Origin of the sequence: Bartonella rattaustraliani AUST/NH4, from assembly GCF_000312565.1 — a bacterium.
Lineage (GTDB): Bacteria > Pseudomonadota > Alphaproteobacteria > Rhizobiales > Rhizobiaceae > Bartonella > Bartonella rattaustraliani.
The window spans coordinates 26333-50636 of the sequence record NZ_CALW02000049.1; the positions used below are offsets into that span (position 1 = coordinate 26333).

A 24304-nucleotide genomic window follows, 5' to 3' on the forward strand; every position below is an offset into this window, starting at 1 on the left:
ATAAAGCGGTGTATCATGGCTTTGGACTATTAGATATCATTTTATAAGCCTATCGTAGGATAGGTTTAGGTAATAAGAGATGTTTTTTAGGCAAGTTTGTGAATGTACAACAAATGGTATTTACTGCTATAACAAGCCGGCACAATCATTCACTTTACTAATTCATGGGTTATAAATAGCTCTTGCATGAAGGCCATGAGAGGCATTTTTCTTCCTTTTTTCTCATTTTACTCTATATGTCAACTCTGCTTATAAAGCCAAGTGAATAAAATTGATGCAAGATAAGTAAGTTTGAAATGAGAAAATCTTACAGTATTCGGGATTATGATTCAAGGTGAGAAACGACAGATAATCATTACCAATCAATATGTTGCTATTAAAAAATTGACACAGAAAAATGTGATAAACAAAGAACAGAGGTTAGGTTTCAATGCTTTTATCGTAAGTCTCACCTTCCGTGATTGACAGAAAACTTTTATCAAGAAGTTTAAGAAATAGATTTTTGTTTTTTATTCATCTTTTGGGCAAGTATCAATTCCTCTTTTTTAAAAGGCAGAGACTCTGCTTTTCTTTGTGATAATTTTATAAAAAAATTTTAGTATAATGAAGCTGGAGAAATTATTCTTTTGGGTTCATAAGTGCAAAATATGAGGAGAGTTTTATAAGTTTTTATCCTATATTTTTGTGAAGTTCATAGCATCATACATATAAAGCCAGTTAAGGTCAGACATGAGGCTTTCTGGGGTACGCATTTTCATGATGAAATTACGTGCGAATGCTATGGGGCCGGTTGCGTGGTAGACTATTCTATTTAAATCTCCGTGCTTTTTTACTGCTGTAACGCGGGGGATGCGTATTTTTTCGTATAGTAAAAGAGCTTTTGTTAATGAAAGATTTTTAATAGAGAGAATTTCTGCTAATGTGGCAGCGTCTTCTATTGCCATAGCAGCGCCTTGCGCTGCAAAGGGAAGAGCCGCATGAGCACTGTCACCAACAAACACTTGTCTTTCTAAACCTAAAAAACGAATTTGTTTCATTTGAAAGAGTGGCCAAGAGCTCCATTCATTGATATGGTCAAAAGTTTGCAAAATTTGCAAATTCCAATCTTTAAAAAGAGCGATAAGATTTTCTTTTTTTCCTTTATGGGCCCACCCTTCTTTTGCGTGCTTTCCATGTGTAATAGCTACAAAATTAAAAATTTTTTTTGATGATTGGATGGGATAGACAACAAGATGATTTTTGGGTCCCATCCAAGCTGTGATTGTTTTCGTATTTTGTAATAAAGAGTGAAAACTTTTAGGAAGATTTTTCAGTTTTGTTGTTGCTCGCCAAGCAATAAAACCGCTAAAATTTGCTTTTTCATGAAAAGGAGGCAGTTGTCGTAATGTAGACCAGACTCCATCGCATCCGATAAGCAAGGGTGTTGAATAAGATTGTTGTTGTTGTGCTTTTGTAAATGCCTCTCGTCTTATTGTTTTTATATGAAGACTGTTGGCTGCAGTTTGGGTTACTGAGACAATGGATTCACCTGTTTTATATGTGATCAAAGGATTTTTTAAAACAGCATTGTATAAGGTTTTTTGTAATTGCGCACGATGAATCGTGATATAGGGGAATTTCCAACGCTTTTCTGTGAAGTGGATAAGATCAATACGCAGCTGTGTTTTTAAAGATTTCCCCTCTCTTAATTCAAGAAAATGTGGCGTTGTACCTGCTTTTGTAAGTTCATTAAGGATTCCCCAATGGGTAAGGATACGTGTCGCATTGGGGGTGAGCTGAATACCAGCTCCCACAGCATCAAGCTGTGTACATTTTTCGATAATGATGCTTGCAATTCCTTTATGAGCAAGTGCCAAAGCCGTGCTTAGACCGGCAATGCCTCCTCCTATAATGATTGGTGATTGATCCATGTATCACTTTATATCCATGTGCACTTTATATTGAAAAAGCAGAGAGTATACTAGAGCGGATCGCTGGGATGATAGAGACATCCTGTTGGTTTTGTTTGATTGGAGGATAGTGAGGAAACATAGCGATAAAGTGTTGAACAATAAGGGCAGATTTTTTCATCTGCAGCTCCCATATCTATAAAAATATGTGGATGATCGAAGGGCTGTGTGGCGCCCACACACATGAATTCTTTCACGCCAATTTCGATTGTTTTATATCCAAAGTCATTTTGGAAATGGGGAATATTATGGTCAGCCATGGCGTATAAACTCCGGATAAATTGCCTTATCAGATATGATTTAAGTTCTCTATTTCTACCTGTTAATTTGTAATAAAGCCTATAATAATGCAAGGTGCTTTTTGCAAAAAAGAGCTGTTTTCATACATTATATGAAGATATACTGTGTCTTAAGTATTTTGCATAAGGAGTGGGCTTTTAAGTGTTTTCAGATGTTCATAGAAGATAAAATGGTTCGTTCATCTGTTACGGGAGTGGTAACATATCGTAAAGTGTTGTGTGAGATATTTACCGATAATTTGAGAGAGTATAAAGGAAGATTAGCTAGAATATATGAAAAAGAGGGTGAAAGATAAAGTTGCTCTATCGGATATCACAATGAAAGATCCGGTACGGTTTATTAATAGAGAGTTTTCATGGTTACAGTTTAATACGCGTGTATTGATGGAGGCGAGTAATCTGAAGCATCCTTTATTAGAACGGTTACAGTTTCTTTCAATTTCAGCAGCAAATCTTGATGAATTTTTTATGGTTCGTGTTGCAGGTCTTGCTGCTCGAATTCGTGCGGGTGATACAGTGTGCAGTATAGAGGGGTATACACCGCAAGAGCAGCTTGATTTTGTGTTAGATGAGATTTCACATTTGCAGACCCAGCAATTACAAGAATTATGCGTTTTATGTTATGAGTTAAAACAAAATGCTATTGAAATTATTCGTTCTGAGGCGCTTTCAGAAGTTGAAAAATTGTGGCTTAAAAAATATTTTTTTGATACGATTCTTCCCGTTTTAAAGCCTTTATCTGTTGATTCTACTCATTCTTTTCCATTTATTCCTAATTTAGGACTTTCATTTGCTCTTCGACTGTTTCAGAATGCTGAGCAACACTCATGCAGAGTATTGTTACCGATTCCGATGTCTTTAAGACGTTTTATTCTTCTTCCTAGAGAAGAGGGCAAGGATTTTCGTTTTATTGCATCTGAAGATGTTATAAGCCTCTTTATATGTTATGTTTTTCCTGATTTTGAAGTTGATGGAATTGGCACATTTAGGGTTATTCGTGATAGTGATATTGAAGTAGAAGAAGAGGCTGAAGATCTTGTTCATTTTTTTGAGGCAGCTCTTAAAAGGCGTCGTCGTGGGCAGGTTATTCGAATTGAATTTGACGCAAAAATGCCGGAGGATTTACGCACATTTATAACGAATGCTCTTGCCGTTCCCGATCATTGTATCAGTGTTCTGGATGGTTTTTTAGCACTTAATATGCTCTCAGAGATTGTTTCTATTCCGCGTGATGATCTCAAGTTTGTTCCTTATCATCCTCGTTTTCCTGAATGTATTCAGGAGCATGGTGGTGATTGCTTTGCGGCTATTCGTGAAAATGATATCGTGGTTCATCATCCTTATGAGTCCTTTGATGTTGTTGTGCAGTTTTTAGATCACGCTGCTAGCGATCCTGATGTTGTGGAAATTAAACAAACTCTTTATCGTACATCAAATGACAGTCCAATTATCAGTGCTTTAATTAAGGCTGCTGAACAGGGAAAGTCGGTAACTGCTTTGGTAGAACTGAAGGCGCGCTTTGATGAAGAAGCCAATATTCGTTGGGCACGTGATCTTGAAAATGCAGGCGTTCAGGTAGTTTTTGGTTTTATTGCCTTAAAAACACATGCTAAGATGTCACTTGTTGTGAGGCGTGAGGGAAAACGCCTGTGCTCTTATGTTCATCTTGGAACTGGAAATTATCATCCCATTAATGCTAAAGTTTATACGGATCTTTCTTTTTTCACCACCGATGATGCTATTGCTCATGATGTTGCGTTATTGTTCAATTATATTGCTCAATATGAACGTCCAAATGAGGAGATGAAGATTGCTTTTTCGCCTTTAACATTGCGTAGCCGTATTCTTAAGCATATTGAAGGAGAAATTACACATGCGCGAGAGGGACGGTTTTCTGCTATTTGGATGAAAGTTAATGCATTGGTTGATTCCGAGATTATTGATGCTTTATATAGTGCTAGCCAAGCAGGAGTAAAAATTGATCTTATTGTGCGTGGCATATGTTGTTTACGTCCTGGGATTTCAGGGATTTCTGATAATATTCGTGTTAAATCAATTGTAGGGCGTTTTCTTGAGCATAGCCGTATATTTTGTTTTGGTAATGGAGAGGATTTACCAAGTGAAAATGCATTGGTTTATTTAGGGTCCGCTGATATGATGCCTCGTAATTTGGATCACCGTATTGAAATATTAGTTCCAGTTTTTAATACAACGGTTCGTAAGCAGATTCTTTTACAAATTATGTTGGCTAATCTTATTGATAATCAGCAAAGCTTTGATATACTCAATGATGGAACATCAAAATGTATAACACCGCAAAAGGGTGAAAGTTCGTTTAATGCGCAGGAGTATTTTATGGTCAATGCAGGTCTTTCGAGGCGAGGAAAATCTTTTGAGTCTTCTGTTTCGCGTTTGATTGCATTGTATCGGCAACAGGCTGAAATGCGTAAGAACTGAAAAGTCCAATGACATATATCAATGCTCAAGGTCGATTAAAAGGGTGTAAGCCTGTTGCTGTTATCGATATTGGCTCAAATTCTGTTCGGCTTGTTATTTATGAAGGTCTTGTTCGTTCTCCAACAGTTTTATTCAATGAAAAGGTCCTTTGTGGTCTTGGTCACGGTGTTGCAAGAACTGGATTTTTAGAAGAAAAATCGATCAATATGGCATTGCGAACACTCAAACGATTTCGTGTGCTTTGTCGACAAATTGGAGCAGACGAGGTTTATACTCTCGCAACAGCCGCAGCGCGGGAAGCAAAAAACGGATCAGCATTTATTCAAAATGCTGAAAATATTTTGCAAAATAAAGTTCATCTTCTTTCAGGAAGTGAAGAGGCTGCTTATTCAGCATATGGAGTTATTTCTACTTTTTACCAACCAAAGGGTGTTTCTGGAGACCTTGGTGGTGGAAGTCTCGAACTGATCGGTATTGATCATTCTGATGTCGGTCAAGGAATAACTTTGCCGCTTGGTGGTTTACGGCTACAGTATATGTCCAATAATGATATTGATGTTGCTGCAAAAATTACCCATGAGCAATTTTGTAAATTGTCTGCAGTTCGTAAAGGTATGACACCTTATTTCTATGCAGTAGGAGGTACATGGCGTAATTTGGCAAAACTTCATATGGAAACAACACATTATCAACTTCCTGTTATGCATGGCTATGAAGTTGAGGCCGTTGAGCTGGAAGATTTTTTGCATCGTGTTGTGAGTGGCAGTATTGATGATATGAAAGGGATTTCAGCTGTTTCCAAAAATCGTCGTCAGCTTTTGTCTTATGGGGCGATTGTTCTTATTGAACTTATTCAATCTATGGGGTTTGAAAAAATCATTTTTTCTGGAGCTGGAGTGCGTGAAGGTTTTCTTTATTCACGATTGCCGCAAGAGATTCGTGTTTCAGACCCTTTAATTTCTGCATGTACGGAGATGGCTATCCTACGAGCGCGTTCACCAAAGCAAGCTGAAGAACTTATTGACTTCACAACCAATGCTTTTAATGTTTTTGGAGTTTTAGAAACTGAAAATGAGAGCCGTTATCGTAAAGCTGCTTGTCTTCTTGCGGATATTGGTTGGCGTATACATCCAGATTATCGCGGCAATGAGGCGGCACATCAGATCGTATTAGGATCTTATCCAGGAATTTCTCATGAGGGGCGCGTTTATGCTGCGCTCGCTGTTTTTTTTCGTAATGCGGGTTTGCAGACTGACGAAAAATCTCTTCCCATTTTTCAACTCGTCACCAAAGAGATCATGAAAAAAGCACAGATTCTAGGTGAAGTTATGCGTATTGCTCATCTTTTTAGTGCTTCTACTGCAGGAATTTTACCTCACTTATCATGGCAGAAAAAAACAGATCATATCGTTTTGTACATTCCAGGGCGTTATGCTGATTTATTAGGAGAGCGCCCCCTTGGACGATTAAGGAAATTATCAAAAATAGTCGAAATGCCTTTTTCTTTTGAAACGTTTTAATTCTTTTCTTGATGAATCTATAGGAATCCTCCCTTATATCGTGCACACTTTATCAATTTCTTTTTGAATTTCTCTATCGATTCATTTTAAGCTGTTGGCTTGTTATTATAAATGTTCAATTTTGCATTGATGATTAGACATTGTTAATTTTTTCCATTATGTAAATAATTAAAGAAAAGCACGAAAATGATTCTAAACCTTCAAACGGCATTGTTTTATTGCTGAAGCGGACAGGAAGAATTTTTACTCGGAATAAACGCCGTAGCGCTTTTGCTTTGATCTGTGACTTTCTGCGTTGTGTCGCTTTTTTGAGTTTACTGAAGATGGCTTTAAAATACGATGGTGGCTCTCAAGGTAGTGGTCAGGAAACAATTGTTCAGCAGGCGCGCCAAGGAAATCGGCCATGGTTTGTTCAGCTTTTACATATGGCCTCTTCCCAATATGGAAAAGCTAGAATGAGGGAGATTATAAGCTTTTGCTAATTCGGTCATACCGCGGCGACGTAGTTTGGCTAAAATAGAATGGCGATCCCATATGACTGGAGATGGTGAAGAGGTATTGTCATGTTTCGCTCCTTGGTAAAGTACGGGCTCTTTTTAGGGTTAGGTGTAACTTTATCGCCCATTTTTACGGGCTATAACTAAAGTATAAATCCTATTGCAGGTTTTTTAGACCCTGGATAAAGTCTTTGAGGGATTTTTTTGGGGGCTCGACCTGAATTAGAACCTAAAACTCCATTAGCTAAGAGGCTACGTGAAGTACGAAAATCACTTGGAAATGAGGAATGCGGTGCGTTTGCGAGGTCAATCGGGCTAGAAAAAATACGCTTGCAAATTATGAATTAGGGCTGTATGAGCCTCCAGCCTCGTTGATAACTACTTATCACAAAACTTATGCTATTAGTTTTAGTTGGCTTCTCACTGGGAGAAGTCTAAATGTTTACAGATAAACTCAAAGGCTTAGGGAAGAGCCTTAAGGCGGCGCACATTATTCCGCAAGGAATCATGAAAAGCTAAGCCGTGCAGTGCTCATCACATATCATGACACACAAATAAAACTCTCTCCAGAAGACATAGCGGAATGCGCAGTTCAGCTTTATGGTAAGTTGCAAACAATGGTTACAGATATAAATGATGCCGAGGAGGTCAAGGCATATTTACCCGTTTTGCAACTCCAGCTGAAAAGGCAACTCAAGGCTGAAAAAAGTGATCTTACATCCATCCAAAACAGGGAATAAACTGCTCAATTTTGAAAATAAAAGTGGAATTCTTTTTTGCTTTTGGGGCAAATTTTTATTTATATTTCCTTTATAATGGGCGTGTGGGATCAAAATCTTTAAAGATTCTTCAAAGGTGGATTTCTGTGCTTTCAAAGACATGAGAGAAACTTTTAAAGGGTTTTCAAAGATGTTTTGAAGGTTTTTAAAGGCTCGCGATATTTTTTGTAAAAAAACAAAAATTTGTCATTTTTGCCAATTTTTACGATTTCCAAATGACGAAATTAACTTTTTAACGAAACGAATTAAATGATAAAATATAAATAAAAACAATAAATTACACCTAATTCCACCACTTCTCACCTAATCCCACTTTATGCAAAACTTAGTGATAAACTGCAATGAGAGAGCATTTATCTTTTTGAGATGATGTATGTGAGGCATTGTTGCTTTGTATTTCGAGATTGAGCGTTCTTTTTATCAACTGGGAAGCTGTTGTTTGAGGAAAGTTTTTCTCTCTTTTCCACTGACAATAGAGAGTATCATGCTTCTCCTTTTAGGGAAAATTCATCACGCAAAGACGCAGATCAAATTTTATATTTTGAAATGAAAGACTTTTTATTTTTGAAATATATGTTTGTTCTTCGGTGAAGGTTCTAAGATTTATTCCCTTGGAGGGGGGAAGCAAATATTGATCAAGTTTAAGTTTTAAAATTATCATACATCTTTTTAAGCATATGCGTATTGATGATGGAGTGCACTTCAGCTCATCTCAAAATAGAAATGCTATCATAGAATTGTCTTCTTGGATAAGAGAACTTTAGCTTTATTCTCAACGCATTTCCATTGTTAAAAATAAAGTTTGCTTAGCAGAATGAAAGTGAATACTTTATTTTTCAGTGATTTATTACAAGAAATAAAATACGGTATTCCTTCTCAATTTTTTTGTAATCACTTTGAATGCAAGTGGCTCGATCTTTTTGTAAATCAGAGCTGTTTAGTGCTTATTTTTCCGTCATTAAAATAAAATGCTATTTGACCTTTTAGCATCTGTTCAGCTTTTTTCCCAAATATTTCATAGCGCCAGCCACTCATAGCGGGAATATTTTTCTTAGTGCATCCATTGGCAATTTTTTCTAAGTCATGAGACGTTGCAATAATTTTAGGTGCAATGCCATTTTCATTTGCAACAAGTTTTAAAAGTACTTTGAGAAGATCGACGACAGCGCCTGAAGCTTCATTAAGCGGGTTATATTTAGGAAGAGGGGGGAGAGTTGCAAGATCAACTTCTAAGCCTTTGTGAACAGCTTCAATTAATGTTTGTGCGATTGAGAGTTTATTCCAGTTTTTATTCAGACTGCGTAAACGTTTTAAGGTCGATTCATCTTTTGGTTGTTGAATGGCAATTTCAATAAGGCACTCATCCTTCATAATATGACGACGTGGGACATTGTATTTGCGTGCTTGATCTTCACGCCAAGCTGCTATTTTTTGTAAGACAGCGAGTTCGCGTGGTTTTTTAACTTTGCCTTTCACTTTTTTCCATGCCTCATCTTCTGGCATATCATAGGTTTTTGGTGATAAAAGAATTGCTATTTCATCATCCACCCAGTGGCTACGTTTGTTTTTTTTCAGATGTTTTTTTAACAAGAGATAAACGTCTCTTAAATAGGTTACATCAGCAAGTGCGTAGCGCAGTTGTTTTTCAGAAAGAGGTCGCTCGCTCCAGTCTGTAAAACGGGATGATTTATCAAGTTGATGCCCCGTACAACGTTGCACAATTTGGTCATAAGAAATAGAATCACCAAAACCACAAATTGATCCTGCTATTTGCGTGTCAAAAAGAGGGGAGGGAATGATGCCCCCAAGATGATAGATTGTTTCGATATCTTGGCGTGCCGCGTGGAAGACTTTAACAACTTTTTTATCGATCATGAGATCAAAAAATAATTTTAAATCAATGTCTTGCGATAGTGGGTCAATGAGAACTGTCATGCATGGTGAGGCAAGCTGAATAAGACACAGTTGTGGCCAAAAGGTTGTTTCGCGAATAAATTCAGTATCGACTGTTACAAAGTCTGAGGTCCGTAAAGTGGCGATTGCAGTTTCAAGATCTGTCGTTTTTGTAATAAGATTCATCATTATTTTATTATAGCGAGAGAAATTAAATTTGTCTTTTATTGACTTTTTTTTTGAGTCTTTATCCTCATATCTTGACAAATGGTGATTAAAAAGCGTTTGTAGCGCAAGAAATATTTAATCAAAGGCAAAAATTATGCATCGTTATCGCAGTCATCATTGCGCTGCTCTTCGTAAGTGTGATGTAGGAACACAGGTTCGTCTTTCGGGATGGGTTCATCGCGTTCGTGATCATGGAGGAATACTTTTTATAGATTTGCGTGATCATTTTGGAATTACACAGATTGTGGCTGATTCTGCCTCACCAGCTTTTAAAATTATTGAAAAAATGCGTGCGGAGTGGGTTATTCGTGTAGATGGTGAAGTTTGTGCACGTTCTGATGAGGTTATTAATACATCTCTTCCAACAGGTGAGATTGAAATTTTTGCAAAAGAGGTAGAAATTCTTTCAAAGTCTGATGAACTTCCTCTTCCCGTTTTTGGTGAGCCTGATTATCCAGAAGATATTCGATTAAAGTATCGTTTTCTTGATTTACGTCGAGAAACTATGCACAAAAATATCATGCGTCGTACGGAAATTGTTGCTGCTCTGAGACGGTCTATGCAAGAGAATGGTTTTACGGAATTTACAACGCCACTGTTGACAGCCTCATCACCGGAAGGGGCACGTGATTTTTTGGTTCCAAGCCGGATTCATCAGGGAAAATTTTACGCATTGCCACAAGCACCTCAGCAGTACAAACAGCTGTTGATGATGTCTGGTTTTGATCGTTATTTTCAAATTGCTCCATGTTTTCGAGATGAAGATCCACGGGCAGATCGTCTTCCTGGTGAGTTTTATCAGTTAGACGTTGAAATGAGCTTTGTGGAACAGGAAGATGTGTTTCTCACTATGGAACCCATTATACGTTCCCTTTTCGAAGAATTTGCAAATGGAAAACCGGTAACACAAAGCTTTCCTCGTATCTCCTATGATGAAGCAATACGTAAATATGGTTCTGATAAACCTGATTTGCGCAATCTGATTGTTATGGAAGATGTTTCTCAACATTTTTACGATTCTGGCTTTAAAGTTTTTGCTCAAATTTTAGCGAATGATAAGAATGCACAAGTGTGGGCTATTCCAGCTAAAACGGGTGGAAGTCGTGCTTTTTGTGACCGTATGAATGGTTGGGCGCAAGGTGAGGGACAACCAGGGCTTGGTTATATTTTTTGGCGTGAAGAACAAGGAAAGTTTGAAGGTGCTGGTCCTATCGCAAAAAATATTGGTGAAGAAAGGACTGAAGCACTTCGTGTGCAGCTTGGACTTGAAGGTGGTGATGCCTGCTTTTTTGTGGCAGGTGATCCAAAGAAATTTGCATCTTTTGCAGGGGCTGCGCGTACAAGGGTTGGCGAAGAATTAGATCTTGTTGATCGGGAATGTTTTTCTCTCGCGTGGATTGTTGATTTTCCATTTTTTGAATGGAATGAAGAGGAAAAAAAGATTGAGTTTTCTCATAACCCTTTCTCAATGCCCCAGGGTGGAGAAAATGCCCTTGAGTCTCAGGATCCTCTTACTCTTAAAGCTTTTCAATACGACCTTGTATGCAATGGTTATGAGATTGCTTCAGGTGGAATCCGTAATCATTCACCAGAGATGATGCTGAAAGTTTTTAATCTTGCAGGACTTTCTAAAGAAGTGGTAGAAGATCGCTTTGGTGCTCTTTATCGTGCATTTCATTATGGTGCTCCACCGCATGGCGGTATGGCGGCCGGTGTTGATCGAATTGTTATGCTTTTACAAGGTGTAAAAAATTTACGTGAGATTGCTCTATTTCCTATGAATCAGCAGGCGCTTGATCTTTTGATGAGTGCTCCATCTGATGTTTCTGCTGCACAATTGCATGATTTAGGGATACGAGTTGCTCCTTCTACCAAAAAGGGTTAATGAATGAATTGCGGTTTTTTGCCATTTTCCTATTCCTGTGAAATTTAATATTTTACACGGGCATGTGTCTATAGTGTTTTGTGTAATAGGATTTATACTTCATTAAGTTATATTTTATGTTGTGAAATATTGTATGCTTTATTCTTTGAATAAGGATATACGTTATGTTTTTTTATAAAATAGTCTTTCTTTATTTAAGTAAATTTATAAAATATCTTATTAAGATAGATTGTTAATATTACACTCTTAACAGTATTAATTATATAAGTTTGTTATTTTGAATATATAATACTAATATGTATATATTTTGTTTAATTAATACCATTAAGTTATTCATATAATTTAATTTTTTAAATTAAGGTGGCTAAGTTTTGAGTTAGCAATAAAGTTATTCTTATATTTTTGTTTATTTTGGAATTGTTCATTGTTCAATGGAATGATGACGTGTATTCTCTACGTTTTTATCATTGTTTGTTGCTTGTTTGAAGGTTTTAAAGACAATGTTATATGTTCCTTTTAAAAAAGTTTTTTAAGTTAAGATATGAAAACAGGTTCTCCATCTTTTTAAAGTTGAATGTGAAGGATGTACATAGTTTTTTGTTCATCTTTTAATCATAATGTTTACTTTTATACATTGATTTTTAATAAAAATAGTCAATTTTTGTAAAATTGCACTCAAGAAATTTTATGAAACAATTGCTCATTATTGTGGGAATTATTATCCTAATATTATGTCTGATAAAATGATTTTACCTTTTGATAAAGAACATATTGAACCAATAGAATTACGTTCTGCTTTACAAGAGCGTTATTTGGCTTATGCACTTTCTACAATTACGCACCGTGCGTTACCTGATGTGCGTGATGGGTTGAAGCCTGTGCATCGACGTATCGTTCATGCAATGCGTTTACTTAAACTGAATCCAGGGCAATCTTATGCGAAGTGCGCACGAATTGTTGGTGATGTCATGGGGAAATTTCATCCCCATGGTGATGCATCTATTTATGATGCATTAGTGCGCTTGGCTCAAAGTTTTGCAGTTCGTTATCCATTGGTGGATGGACAAGGCAATTTTGGTAATATTGATGGTGATAATGCTGCTGCCATGCGGTATACGGAAGCACGCATGACTGAGGTAGCTGCGTTGTTGCTTGAGGGAATTAATGAAAATGCTATTGATTTTCGTTTAACTTATAATGAGGAAGATGAAGAGCCGGCTGTTTTACCCGGAGCTTTTCCTAATCTTTTAGCAAATGGTTCATCAGGTATTGCAGTTGGTATGGCAACATCTATTCCACCTCATAATGTTGCCGAACTTTGTGAGGCGGCACTGCATCTGATTGCCCATCCAGAGGGAAAGGATGAAGAATTAAATCAATTTGTGCTTGGTCCTGATTTTCCAACAGGCGGTATTTTGGTTGAACCTAAAAAAAGTATTGAGGAGTCTTATCGTACCGGACGTGGATTTTTTCGATTGCGTTCGCGTTGGCACCAGGAATCTGGTAGCCGTGGTTCTTACGCTATCGTTGTTACGGAAATTCCCTATCAAGTTCAAAAGTCGCGTCTTATCGAAAAAACAGCAGAATTATTGCTTGCACGGCGATTACCAATGCTTGAGGATATTCGTGATGAATCTGCAGAAGATATCCGCATTGTGCTTATTCCCAAAAATCGGACTGTTGATCCTGAACTCCTTATGGAGTCTCTTTTTAAGTTGACTGATTTTGAAGTGAGATTTCCTCTTAATCTGAATGTTTTATCTTTGGGAAAAAGACCGAATGTTCTTTCTTTGCGTGAAAGTTTGCAACAATGGCTCGAACATCGTCAAGAAGTGCTTATCCGTCGTTCTACTTATCGGCTTGGTGAAATTGATAGCCGATTAGAAACTCTTCAGGGTTATCTTATTGCCTATTTGAATCTTGATGATGTAATTCAAATTATTCGTGAAGAAGATGAACCCAAAAAAGAACTAATTGATCGTTTTAAATTAACAGAAAATCAAGCTGAAGCTATTCTTAATATGCGCTTGCGTTCTTTACGTAAGCTTGAGGAATTTGAAATTCGTAAGGAATTTGAAGCGCTCAAAACTGAAAAAGAAAAACTGCAGAATTTGTTAGATTCCCCTCCAAAACAATGGAAAGTAATTTCTGAAGAAATCATAAAAGTTCGTAAAATCTTTGGTCCTGATACGCTTTTAGGAAAAAGGCGTACGACATTTGAAGAAGCACCAAGGCATGATATTGATGAGATTCATCAGGCAATGATCGAAAAAGAACCTGTTACGATTGTTCTTTCTGAAAAAGGTTGGATGCGTGCTTTGAAGGGACATTTGAGTGATTATAATACACTATCTTTCAAAGAAGGGGATTGTTTAAAGTTAGCATTTCCAGCATTCACTACGGATAAAATTGTGGCAATAAGCACTGGTGGAAAGTTTTTTTCTATTGCTGCAAATAGTTTGCCTGGGGGACGGGGCCATGGTGAGCCAATTCGTATTTTAGTGGATATGGATGATGAACACGATCTCCTTACGGCTTTTGTGTATGAGGCACAGGAAAAACTTCTCTTAGTTTCCTCTCGTGGAAATGGCTTTATTGTATCTGCTAGGGAAGTCGTTGCGAATACACGAAAAGGCAAACAAATTATGAATGTGAAGTCTCCTGATTCGCTCAAGCTTTGTGTCCCGGTTAAAGGTGATCATGTTGCAGTGGTGGGTGAAAATCGTAAAATGCTTGTTTTTCCTATTGAGCAGATACCAGAAATGAACCGCGGTAAAGGCGTTCGTTTGCAACGTTACAAAGAAGGCGGTATTGTTGATGTTAAAACTTTTAATTTATCAGAAGGTTTAAGTTGGCAAGATACAGCTGAGCGTTGCTTTAATCGTCAGGCAGATGATCTCATTGAGTGGATAGGAACCCGTGCTGGGAGTGGACGTTTGGTTCCGAAAGGTTTTCTTAAATCAGGAAAATTTACCCATTGAACTTGTAGGATATTTCCATTGGTAAATCACATAAGTATAAAAGTGAATCTTGTCATAGTCTTGTAAGAGAAGCAAAATTCCTTTTATAGCGAGTTTTTTTATTATAGCAGAGTCTATTGATGAGGATTGATATGATATTGCCTAAAAAGATGTCCACGTTCTGCCCATAATACAAGAGCTATGGCAATGAGACTCAAAAAGAAAAAACCTGCTGCATTGGGCGTGGTGGTTTCATTAAATTGTTGTGCAATAAAAAAGCTAATTCCTGCACCAATGGATGTTTGCAAAAAGCCAGAGACAGAGGATGCGGTTCCAGCAACCGATCCTACGGATTCGAGAGCGAGTGTATTGAAATTAGCCATAATTCCCCCGCAGGTAAACATGAGTATACAAAATAAAATCATGTAGAAAGGAAAAGGAATGACACCGTTGGTTAAGACGGAGCCAACAAACCAGATGCCGGAAGTCACACAAAAGAGCAAAAGCATAGAGTGTGCGATGCGTCGCATTCCAAGGTGTCCCACAAGATGAGAATTAAGGTATGAGGATAAAATTTGAAATGCTGCGCCAGCAGCAAAGGCAACGGGAAACCAGAGACCTAGATTATAGATCCCTTCGTATGTTTGTTGTGATGTATTCACGGAGATAAAGATACATCCTAAAATAATGGACGTTGCCAGCGTATAGCAAAGAGTTGTACGGTTGGTGATGACAAACCATAAATTATATTTCACTGAAGAAAAGGATAAGGAGCGTTGTGTATGAAGCGTTTCAGGTAAACGCAGATAAATCCAAATCATCAGCCCAAAACCAATGGCTGCCATAAAGACAAAAATGAATTGCCAATGTACAAATAATAGAATGAACTGCCCTGTTGCGGGTCCAATCATTGGTGCAATAAGAAAAATCATCATAACAATAGACATGACTTCGGCCATTTTTCTACCGCTATAGAGATCACGTACCACCGAAACTGTGAGGATACGCATGGAAGCTCCTCCCATACCTTGCAGAATACGCAAAATAAGCAGTACAGAAAAACTGGATACAAATGCACAGCCAATAGCAGCAAATGAATAGAGTGCAAGACCAATAAGAATAATCTTTCGTCGTCCATAACGATCACTTATTGGACCAAAAAATATCTGTGTGAGGCCATAGCTGATAAGATAACTGAAAATGATAAAATGCTGATCATTTTCGTTGAAAACATGCAGACTGTTCAGGATATCAGGCATTGCCGGTAGCATAATGTCTACCGCTATAGAATTAATAGCCATGAGCGCGCCAATAAGAATAACAAATTCTTTATAGCCAATTTTCTTTCTTATCGCATCACTATGCGCTTGTTCATCAATTGCATACGACATACGGCATCCCTGAAAAAAGTTTTCAATAAACACAACCTCACCTTAAGAGATTGAGTAACAAGCTCTACTGAGGAGTCTGAATAAAGTGAAAGACACCTATGATTCATTGCAGGAAATATTTTTTTCTTTTAGGAGTTCTTGCAATTCATTATTTTGGAACATTTCTTTCACAATATCACATCCACCAATAAATTCACCTTTGATATAGAGTTGCGGAATCGTTGGCCAATTTGAATAGTCTTTAATCCCTTGACGTAATTCATTAGAGGTTAAGATATTAATCCCTTTATACTCTAGTCCTAAATAGTCAAGAATTTGAACGACTTGTCCTGAAAACCCACATTGCGGAGCATCAGGTGTTCCTTTCATGAATAAAATGACATCATTTTTTTTAATTTCGTTGTCAATAAAATCATGAACAGTGGTCATTTTTATTCCTCGATATTGCAAATTTTGTAAGTGTATAATTCATGTTTGCATCCTTTTTTAATCGTATTGAATGCGTGAATGCAAGAAGAAAGTTTTAAATTATTTAGAAACACTGGTTTGCAGTGCTAAAGCGTGAAGGTCATTTCCCATATTGCCCTTAAGAGCATCATAGACCATTTTATGTTGCTGAACACGGCTTTTGCCACGAAAACTTTCAGAAACGACTTCTGCAGCGTAGTGTTCTCCATCACCAGCTAGGTCATGAATCGTTACATGTGCATCGGGGATACCTTGGCGAATAAGTTTTTCAATGGTATGGGCATTCATTGCCATGAATATTCTCCTCTATTTGTTCACTTTTTGTCAGAATAGCATCAGTCAAGAGAGACGAATAACTCTTCATCCTTCGCTCATAAACTGTGGAAACCAACCTTCATAGGCTTTTGTGAGTTGGTCTATTGAGAGTGTTAAGACTCCATCTATATTGAGAGAATTTCCTTCAACTATACCAAGTAGTGTGAAAGAAACTGCATTGACTTGTGCCAGTTCTTTAAGATTGTTGAGGGCATGTGGTTTGACAGATAAGATATAACGTGCTTGATCTTCTCCAAAAAGCTCTGCATGAGGGGGGAACTTATTGCTTAATTTGGCTTTAATCCCTTTGCTCGCTTTAATAACCATTTCTGCAAGTGCAATAGCTAAGCCTCCATCCGAAATATCATGAGCCGCATGAATAAAATCACGATGAATAACATCTCGAACAAATTCTCCATGTTTTTTCTCAAGTTGTAAATCTACATGAGGCGGTGCACCTGCATCAAGATGTAAAATATCACGTGCATAGATTGATTGCCCTAAATGAGAACCACAAGCTCCAATTAAAACAATATGATCTCCGTTTTGCATTCCACCGATTGTCCCCATTTTAGACCAGTCGTCAAGAAGACCAACACCAGCGATTGTGGGTGTGGGAAGAATTGCTTCTCCATTGGTTTCATTATAAAGAGAGACATTGCCTGAAACAATAGGGAAATTAAGGGCTCTACAAGCTTCACCAATGCCTTTAATGGCAAACACTAATTGTCCCATAATTTCAGGTTTTTCGGGATTCCCAAAATTAAGATTGTCTGTCGCTGCGAGCGGTTTTGCACCTGTTGTGCTGATATTTCGCCAGCATTCTGCAACAGCTTGTTTTCCTCCTTCATAAGGATCAGCTTCACAATAACGAGGTGTAACATCAGAAGAAAAGGCAAGGGCACGTTTGTCGTTGTTGTTTACACGGGTGACACCTGCATCACCTCCTGGACGAATAAGAGTATTCCCTTGGATAAGGGTATCATATTGTTCATAAATCCATCGCCTTGAACTTTGATCGGCAGAGTTTAATAATGTAAGGAGTGCTTCACCAAGATTTTCGACTTGCTTAACTTCTTCTGCTTTTAGGAGTGGCTTTTTGGCAGGTTCAACCCAAGGACGATCGTAAACCGGTGCTTCATTTCCGAGTTCTTTGATTGGAAGATTGACGACTTCCTCTCCTTGATGCACAACACGAAAACGTAAATCATCAGTTGTTTTTCCGATAAGAGAGAAGTGAAGTCCCCATTTATGAAAAATTGCAGCTGCTTGTTTTTCTAGTTCTGGTTTTAGCACCATAAGCATACGTTCTTGGCTTTCAGAAAGCATCATTTCATAGGCTGTCATGTTTTCTTCACGAACGGGCACTTTATCAAGATTAAGCTGTATTCCTAAATTTCCTTTTGCACCCATTTCAACGGCAGAAGATGTTAAACCTGCAGCTCCCATATCTTGGATGGCAATGACAGCACCTAAATCCATGAGTTCTAAACACGCTTCAAGAAGACATTTTTCTGTAAAAGGATCTCCCACTTGAACAGTTGGACGTTTTTCGCTGATTGAATTATCAAATTCGGCAGAAGCCATTGTTGCACCACCAACACCATCACGTCCTGTTTTAGCACCAAGATAAACAACAGGAAGTCCTACACCTTGTGCTTTAGAGTAAAAAAGGGAATTTGTCTTTGCAATACCCGCAACAAAAGCGTTAACAAGGATATTACCATTATAACGTTTATCAAAATTGACTTCGCCTCCAACGGTTGGAACACCAAATGCATTGCTATAACCACCTATTCCAGAAACAACTCCAGAAACAAGGTGGCGTGTTCTTTGATGATCTGGAGCTCCAAATCGTAATGCGTTCATAGCTGCAATAGGACGCGCACCCATGGTAAAGACATCACGCAAAATACCACCAACACCTGTTGCTGCACCTTGATAAGGCTCAATGTAGGAGGGGTGGTTATGGCTCTCCATTTTGAAAACTACACACTGCCCTTCACCAATATCAACAACACCAGCATTCTCACCAGGTCCTTGAATGACACATTTCCCCTCTGTTGGAAGAGTTCTAAGCCATTTTTTAGACGATTTATAGGAACAATGCTCATTCCACATTGCAGAAAAAATTCCCAACTCCGTAAATGTCGGCTCTCTTCCAATTAAGCTCAGGATATGTTGATATTCATCCTCTTTTAGTCCGTGTTGTGCAATCAATTCTGGTGTAATGGTGATGTTATTGCAAGGATTCATGAGTATTTATCCATCAAATTAATCAAAAATTGAGTATTTTCATTATTTAAAATTGAGCTGTTTAGATTATAAACGATACCGTTGTTTCATTGTATGAGAATTCATAAACTTTTAACTTAAGCTTTTGGTTATTTGTTTGCTTGATCTGTAACAGTTTTTGAAGCAATTTCAGTGAAAATTTTTGAATAAATCTCCACGCGTTTATGAAAATACCTCTTTGCATATTGCGAAAAACATCCTTCATTGTACCTCTAAAATGCTTGATTTGTAAATCTATTACGCAGGAAACGATATAGATTCTTGTTTTTTAACGATCAGATAGCACAAGCTTTTTTTCATCACCTATTGACCAATTCTAAAACACTTTTAAAAAGTAAACGGCCGTCAGTCCCACCGTGTGCGGGTTCAATAAAGTTTTCAGGATGAGGCATCATACCAAGAATAGTACCAGCTTTATTCATAATACCAGCAATATCCTTTATCGAGCCATTAGGATTTGTATTTTCTGCATAACGAAAAACAATTTGCTCGTTGTCTTCCATTTGTTTTAATGTTTCATCATCAACAAAGTAATTTCCATCGTGATGGGCAACAGGACAGCGAATGACTTGTCCTTTAGAATAATAGCGAGAAAATTTTGTTTGAGCATTCGTGACTTCAAGTTTTACTTCGCGACAAACAAACTTTAATGAAGCGTTAGGCATTAAAGTACCAGGCAATAATCCAGCTTCCAACAAAATTTGAAATCCATTACATATGCCTATTATTGTAACATCTTTTTGTGCTTTTTCACGAACAGCTTGCAAAACCGGTGTGCGTGCTCCAATTGCACCGCACCTTAAGTAATCACCATAGGAAAAACCACCAGGAATAACAATGGCATCTACATTTGGGATTGTTGTTTCTGTTTGCCAAATTTTAATTGGTTCAATGCCTGTTATATTCTGTAGTGCTGCAATCATGTCCCGATCGCGATTGAGTCCAGGTAATTGAATGATAGCGGTTTTCATGAAGAGACCTACTTAGAGAATTTCTATAGTGTAATTTTCAATGACAGTGTTTGCCAATAATTCTTGGCACATCTGGTGAAGCTTTTGTTCTGCTGCTTCAGCTGGCTGATCATCAAGCTCAATATCAAAGACTTTTCCTTGGCGAATAGACTGAATGCCTTGAAAAGCTAAACTTTTTAAAGCACCGGCAATTGCTTCTCCCTGCGGGTCAAGAACGCTGTTTTTTAAAGTCACTGTAACGCGTGCTTTCATTTCTTCTTTCCTGTTGCTCGAAGCTCTTTTCTTAAAGAGATTATTAAAGAAAGGTGAAATTCTATCACCTTATTGTTTATTTTACTAAAACGGGCCCACTTGGTCGTGGAGGTTCATTTTCATTCATAATACCAAGACGTTTTGCAACTTCTTGGTAAGCGTCAATAAGTCCTCCCATATCACGCCGAAAACGATCTTTATCCATTTTTTCTCGTGTTTGCATATCCCAGAGTCGTGCAGAATCAGGTGAAATTTCATCAGCAAGAACAATGCGCATTGTTTCATCTTCCCATAGGCGGCCAAATTCCATTTTAAAATCAATTAATTGGATATTAACACCCGCAAAAAGTCCAGAAAGGAAATCATTAATACGAACGGAAAGTTGCATAATATCTTCTATTTCTTGTGGTACAGCCCATCCGAAAGAAGTGATATGTTCTTCTGTAACCATTGGATCATCAAGAGAATCATTCTTATAATAAAATTCAATGATTGATTGTGAAAGAGGCGTTCCTTCTTCTAGCCCCAAACGTTTGGCAAGAGAACCGGCTGCAACGTTACGAACAACAACCTCTAAAGGAATAATCTCAACGGCTTTGATAAGTTGTTCACGCATATTTATACGCTTGATAAAATGTGTCGGAATTCCCAAACGACCAAGATGACTGAAGATATATTCTGAAATACGGTTATTTAAAACCCCTTTTCCATCGATAATTTCATGTTTCTTTGCATTAAAAGCAGTTGCGTCATCTTTAAAAAACTGAATATAGGTTCCTGGTTCAGGTCCTTCATATAAAATTTTGGCTTTGCCTTCATAAATACGGTGGCGACGATTCATTGTGTTTCTCTATTGATTTGAGAGGTTTTAATAATAGTGATAAGCTATACTATCCTAATTGCTAAGAATTCTCAATGATTGCTATCATACTTCATACAACTTTTGTTCTTGGAGTTCTCAAAAAAGGCAGGAGCTTATAAAGACAAAGAAAAAAGAGGTGCTTTTTTCAAATTTTTGCGAGAAAATGAGAAAAAATAATAAGACCTTCAGGCCAAGGACCATGACCAGATTCTGCGTTGATATGGCCCGATTGTCCTGCGTCAATAAAGAGCGATCCCCAATCATTGGCAAGACTTTCTGCTACTGAGAATTGACAAAATTCATCATTTTGGCTGGCAATAACAACGGAGGGGAAAGAGAGTTTCTCACGATGATAGGGACCAAATGCCATGAAATCTTTGGGGGTTATTTTTTCATTGGAAATATCCGGAGGTGCAGCAAAAAAGGCACCTCGAACTTTTTCTGCATCTTGTTGTGTTGCATGAAGAACGGTAGGAACGCCTAATGAGTGGGCAATAATGACAACGGGTTTTTGCGCTTGTGCAATGGCGCTTTTAACCTCATTGACCCATTCTTCATAAACAGGTTTTGACCAATCACTTTGTTGAACGCGGCGTGCTGTAGACAGTTTTTTTTCCCATCGTGTTTGCCAATGGTTAGAACAAGCTCCTTTGTATCCAGGAACAATGAGAATATCGAGTTGATTGACTTTCATGAATTGTTTCTTTCACCACAATAGATTTGTCTTTTGAGAGAGAAAATATATCTGTTTCTTGTCGATAATTTTTATTCTTTTCCAAAGACGCGCTGAAAAATTGTGTTGACATGTTTGGTATGATAAGAAAGGTCAAATTTTTCGCGAAGTTCTGCTTCGCTTAAAGCTTTTGTAACATCTGCATCATTGAGCAATTCTTCTAAAAAATCCTTTCCTTGTTCCCAAACCTTCATCGCATTTCGTTGTACAATCCGGTAAGAATCCTCACGGCTTATGCCAGCTTGCGTGAGTGCTAAAAGCACCCGTTGCGAATGAACAAGCCCACGGAATTTATTGAGATTTTTTTTCATATTTTCTGGATAGACAATTAAATTTTCAACAACAGATGTGAGGCGTGCAAGAGCAAAATCAAGTGTAATGGTCGCATCAGGAGCAATATAACGCTCAACAGATGAATGCGAAATATCACGTTCATGCCAAAGTGCTACATTTTCCATAGCAGGCATTGCGAATGCACGTACCATCCGCGCCAGTCCGGTTAAATTTTCTGTTAAAACGGGATTACGTTTATGGGGCATGGCGGATGACCCTTTTTGTCCTGGTGAGAAATGTTCTTCTGCTTCAAGGACTTCTGTCCGTTGTAGGTGGCGTATTTCTACAGCCAATCTTTCAATAGATGAAGCAATAACACCAAGTGTTGCAAAGAACATGGCGTGGCGATCGCGTGGGATGATTTGGGTGGAAACGGGTTCAACACGCAGTCCCAAGGCTTGTGCGACATGTTCTTCAACATGCGGATCAATGTTTGCAAAAGTTCCTACAGCTCCTGAAATAGCGCAAGTAGAAATTTCTTCGCGCGCCGCAAGAAGACGTTTACGACAACGAGAAAACTCCGCATATGCAAGGGCAAATTTTATTCCAAATGTTGTTGGTTCAGCATGAATACCATGACTGCGTCCAACTGTGATTGTCTCTTTATGCTCAAACGCACGTTTTTTTAATGCTTCAAGAAGTGCATCGATATCTTTTAATAAAAGATCACTGGCACGCATTAATTGAATATTAAGCGTTGTATCTAAAACATCTGATGATGTCATACCTTGGTGGACAAATCGTGCCTCTGGTCCAATAAATTCGGCTAAGTGTGTGAGAAATGCTATAACATCATGTTTGGTGATCGCCTCAATTTCATGAATGCGGTTTACATCAAATTGAGCAGCATTTCCTTTTTCCCAAATAATTTTTGCTGCTTCTCTGGGAATAACACCGAGCTTTGCCAAGGCATCACAGGCGTGTGCTTCAATTTCAAACCAAATACGGTATTTCGTGTCATGAGACCAAATTGCTACCATTTCAGAGCGAGAGTAACGTTCTATCATAATCTTTTTCCTTATTGTGAGAGGTCTGCAGCTTGGCGCAATGCATGGATACGTGTTTTGTAAAGCTCTTTATTTCCATTTTTATAAATTGCAGAACCTGCTACAAAGACATTTGCACCAGCCTTTGCAGCTATCTCGATTGTGTCGACAGTGATACCACCATCCACTTCAAGATCAATAGGTCTATGTGCGATCATGCTTTTGACGCGTTTGATTTTATTTTCCATTTCTGGAATGAAATTTTGCCCACCAAAACCAGGGTTAACTGTCATGATGAGGATAAGATCTAATTGATCAAGCAAATATTCAAGTACATGTTCTGATGTACTAGGATTAATGGCAACACCTGCTTTTTTTCCCATTGCTTTGATGATTTGCAGTGAACGATGAAGGTGCGGGTTTGCTTCAGCGTGAATCGTTATAATATCTGCACCCGCTTTTGCAAAAGATTCAAGATAAGGAGTTTCTGGTGAGATCATCAAATGAACGTCAAATATTGCTTTGGTCAATGGGCGAAGTGCCTTGACGATATCCGGACCAAAAGTAATATTAGGAACAAAGTGTCCATCCATGATATCAAGATGGAGCCAATCTGCGCCCGCATCAATAACATCCAATACTTCTTGGCCAAGCTTGGAAAAATCAGAAGCCAAAAGCGAAGGTGAAATAAGAGGGGAATAGGGCATTAAGATCTCCTTGAGAAGCTGTTTTTATCATGCAGTTCTTTATACTAAAATATTTTTTGTGTTATGACGAAAGGAAGAAATATGTATCATAGATCTTTTTATAGAAAGATCACTTGAAATTTTAAAGCTCTCTAAGTGAACAATATGCCAAACCATACAACACATTTCACGCCTAAACTTCAAAATAATACTGTTTCTTCGCAAGAGTATCGAGACGCTATGAGTCACTTTGCAGGAGCTGTGCATATTGTGACAACAGATGGTATTAAGGGGAAGCGTGGGGTGACAGTTTCAGCATGTTGCTCTTTATCTGATGATCCTCCAACACTTCTTGTTTGCCTCATGCGTCATAATCCTAAGAATCAGTTATTCATGGAGAATGGAAATTTTTGTGTGAATAGTTTGTCAGGAAAACATCGTGCATTAGCAGATATTTTTTCAAAGCGTCGCAATGACACACCAAATAAATATTTTGGTATAGATCAATGGAGAACCTTGCAAACTGGTGCACCGAGTTTATTAGA

At 37.9% G+C, this 24304-nt stretch carries 20 protein-coding genes; 5 read left to right on the forward strand and 15 right to left on the reverse strand.

What is annotated here, in order from left to right:
• Positions 1–674 precede the first annotated feature (674 nt).
• Positions 675–1910: an FAD-binding protein gene (locus BN67_RS07420; protein ID WP_019223497.1), complete on the reverse strand. Its 1236-nt coding sequence runs from the start codon at positions 1908–1910 to the stop codon at positions 675–677.
• A gap of 50 nt (positions 1911–1960) precedes the next feature.
• A complete protein-coding gene (locus tag BN67_RS07425) occupies positions 1961–2209 on the reverse strand; it encodes a zinc-finger domain-containing protein (RefSeq protein WP_019223498.1) in 249 nt (82 codons plus the stop codon).
• Between the two features lie 312 nt (positions 2210–2521).
• Between BN67_RS07425 and BN67_RS07435 the strand changes: the two genes are divergently transcribed.
• Together BN67_RS07435 and ppx are read left to right on the forward strand one after the other, a co-directional pair.
• On the forward strand, positions 2522–4705 hold the full coding sequence (locus tag BN67_RS07435; RefSeq protein WP_019223500.1) for an RNA degradosome polyphosphate kinase: 2184 nt from the start codon (positions 2522–2524) through the stop codon (positions 4703–4705).
• Positions 4706–4713: 8 nt separating this feature from the next.
• Entirely contained in the window at positions 4714–6225 is a 1512-nt protein-coding gene (gene ppx / locus BN67_RS07440) for an exopolyphosphatase (RefSeq protein ID WP_019223501.1), read from the forward strand.
• 243 nt (positions 6226–6468) lie between these two features.
• Here ppx and BN67_RS13675 read toward each other — a convergent pair whose 3' ends face one another.
• The 3 genes from BN67_RS13675 to rnd all read right to left on the reverse strand — a co-directional run bounded on the left by BN67_RS13675 (position 6469) and on the right by rnd (position 9583).
• Positions 6469–6630, reverse strand: a complete 162-nt coding sequence (locus BN67_RS13675) for a helix-turn-helix domain-containing protein (protein ID WP_244427042.1) — start codon at positions 6628–6630, stop codon at positions 6469–6471.
• A 751-nt stretch (positions 6631–7381) separates the two neighbouring features.
• Positions 7382–7603, reverse strand: a complete 222-nt coding sequence (locus BN67_RS14230; RefSeq protein ID WP_156791646.1) for a hypothetical protein — start codon at positions 7601–7603, stop codon at positions 7382–7384.
• A gap of 825 nt (positions 7604–8428) precedes the next feature.
• Positions 8429–9583, reverse strand: a complete 1155-nt coding sequence (rnd, locus tag BN67_RS07465) for a ribonuclease D (RefSeq protein WP_026088217.1) — start codon at positions 9581–9583, stop codon at positions 8429–8431.
• A gap of 133 nt (positions 9584–9716) precedes the next feature.
• Here rnd and aspS point away from each other — a divergent pair, with 133 nt between their 5' ends.
• Both aspS and parC read left to right on the forward strand, forming a co-directional pair.
• A complete protein-coding gene (aspS, locus tag BN67_RS07470; protein ID WP_019223507.1) occupies positions 9717–11507 on the forward strand; it encodes an aspartate--tRNA ligase in 1791 nt (596 codons plus the stop codon).
• Positions 11508–12238: 731 nt separating this feature from the next.
• Entirely contained in the window at positions 12239–14488 is a 2250-nt protein-coding gene (gene parC / locus BN67_RS07475; protein WP_019223508.1) for a DNA topoisomerase IV subunit A, read from the forward strand.
• Positions 14489–14601: 113 nt separating this feature from the next.
• Here the strand turns inward: parC and BN67_RS07480 are convergent, their stop codons facing one another.
• The 10 genes from BN67_RS07480 to rpe form a co-directional block, all read right to left on the reverse strand.
• The gene (locus tag BN67_RS07480; protein ID WP_019223509.1) at positions 14602–15858 is read right to left on the reverse strand and encodes a multidrug effflux MFS transporter; all 1257 of its coding nucleotides are present in this window, start codon (positions 15856–15858) and stop codon (positions 14602–14604) included.
• Positions 15859–15954: 96 nt separating this feature from the next.
• Positions 15955–16287: a Grx4 family monothiol glutaredoxin gene (gene grxD / locus BN67_RS07485; RefSeq protein WP_019223510.1), complete on the reverse strand. Its 333-nt coding sequence runs from the start codon at positions 16285–16287 to the stop codon at positions 15955–15957.
• A gap of 99 nt (positions 16288–16386) precedes the next feature.
• On the reverse strand, positions 16387–16620 hold the full coding sequence (locus tag BN67_RS07490; protein WP_019223511.1) for a BolA/IbaG family iron-sulfur metabolism protein: 234 nt from the start codon (positions 16618–16620) through the stop codon (positions 16387–16389).
• A gap of 66 nt (positions 16621–16686) precedes the next feature.
• A complete protein-coding gene (gene purL / locus BN67_RS07495) occupies positions 16687–18897 on the reverse strand; it encodes a phosphoribosylformylglycinamidine synthase subunit PurL (RefSeq protein WP_019223512.1) in 2211 nt (736 codons plus the stop codon).
• 338 nt (positions 18898–19235) lie between these two features.
• Positions 19236–19907 (reverse strand): phosphoribosylformylglycinamidine synthase subunit PurQ, encoded by a 672-nt coding sequence (purQ, locus tag BN67_RS07505; protein WP_019223514.1) that lies wholly within the window; start codon positions 19905–19907, stop codon positions 19236–19238.
• Between the two features lie 12 nt (positions 19908–19919).
• Positions 19920–20159 carry a phosphoribosylformylglycinamidine synthase subunit PurS gene (gene purS, locus BN67_RS07510; RefSeq protein ID WP_019223515.1) on the reverse strand — a complete coding sequence of 80 codons (240 nt, stop codon included), beginning with the start codon at positions 20157–20159 and terminating at the stop codon, positions 19920–19922.
• Positions 20160–20235: 76 nt separating this feature from the next.
• Positions 20236–21000 (reverse strand): phosphoribosylaminoimidazolesuccinocarboxamide synthase, encoded by a 765-nt coding sequence (gene purC / locus BN67_RS07515; protein WP_019223516.1) that lies wholly within the window; start codon positions 20998–21000, stop codon positions 20236–20238.
• Between the two features lie 166 nt (positions 21001–21166).
• Positions 21167–21715: an RBBP9/YdeN family alpha/beta hydrolase gene (locus BN67_RS07520; RefSeq protein ID WP_019223517.1), complete on the reverse strand. Its 549-nt coding sequence runs from the start codon at positions 21713–21715 to the stop codon at positions 21167–21169.
• Positions 21716–21786: 71 nt separating this feature from the next.
• On the reverse strand, positions 21787–23094 hold the full coding sequence (gene purB, locus BN67_RS07525) for an adenylosuccinate lyase (RefSeq protein ID WP_019223518.1): 1308 nt from the start codon (positions 23092–23094) through the stop codon (positions 21787–21789).
• A gap of 11 nt (positions 23095–23105) precedes the next feature.
• A complete protein-coding gene (gene rpe, locus BN67_RS07530) occupies positions 23106–23780 on the reverse strand; it encodes a ribulose-phosphate 3-epimerase (protein WP_019223519.1) in 675 nt (224 codons plus the stop codon).
• A 144-nt stretch (positions 23781–23924) separates the two neighbouring features.
• Here rpe and BN67_RS07535 point away from each other — a divergent pair.
• Positions 23925–24304 (forward strand): flavin reductase (locus BN67_RS07535; protein WP_026088218.1); only part of this gene is annotated, 380 nt, incomplete at its 3' end.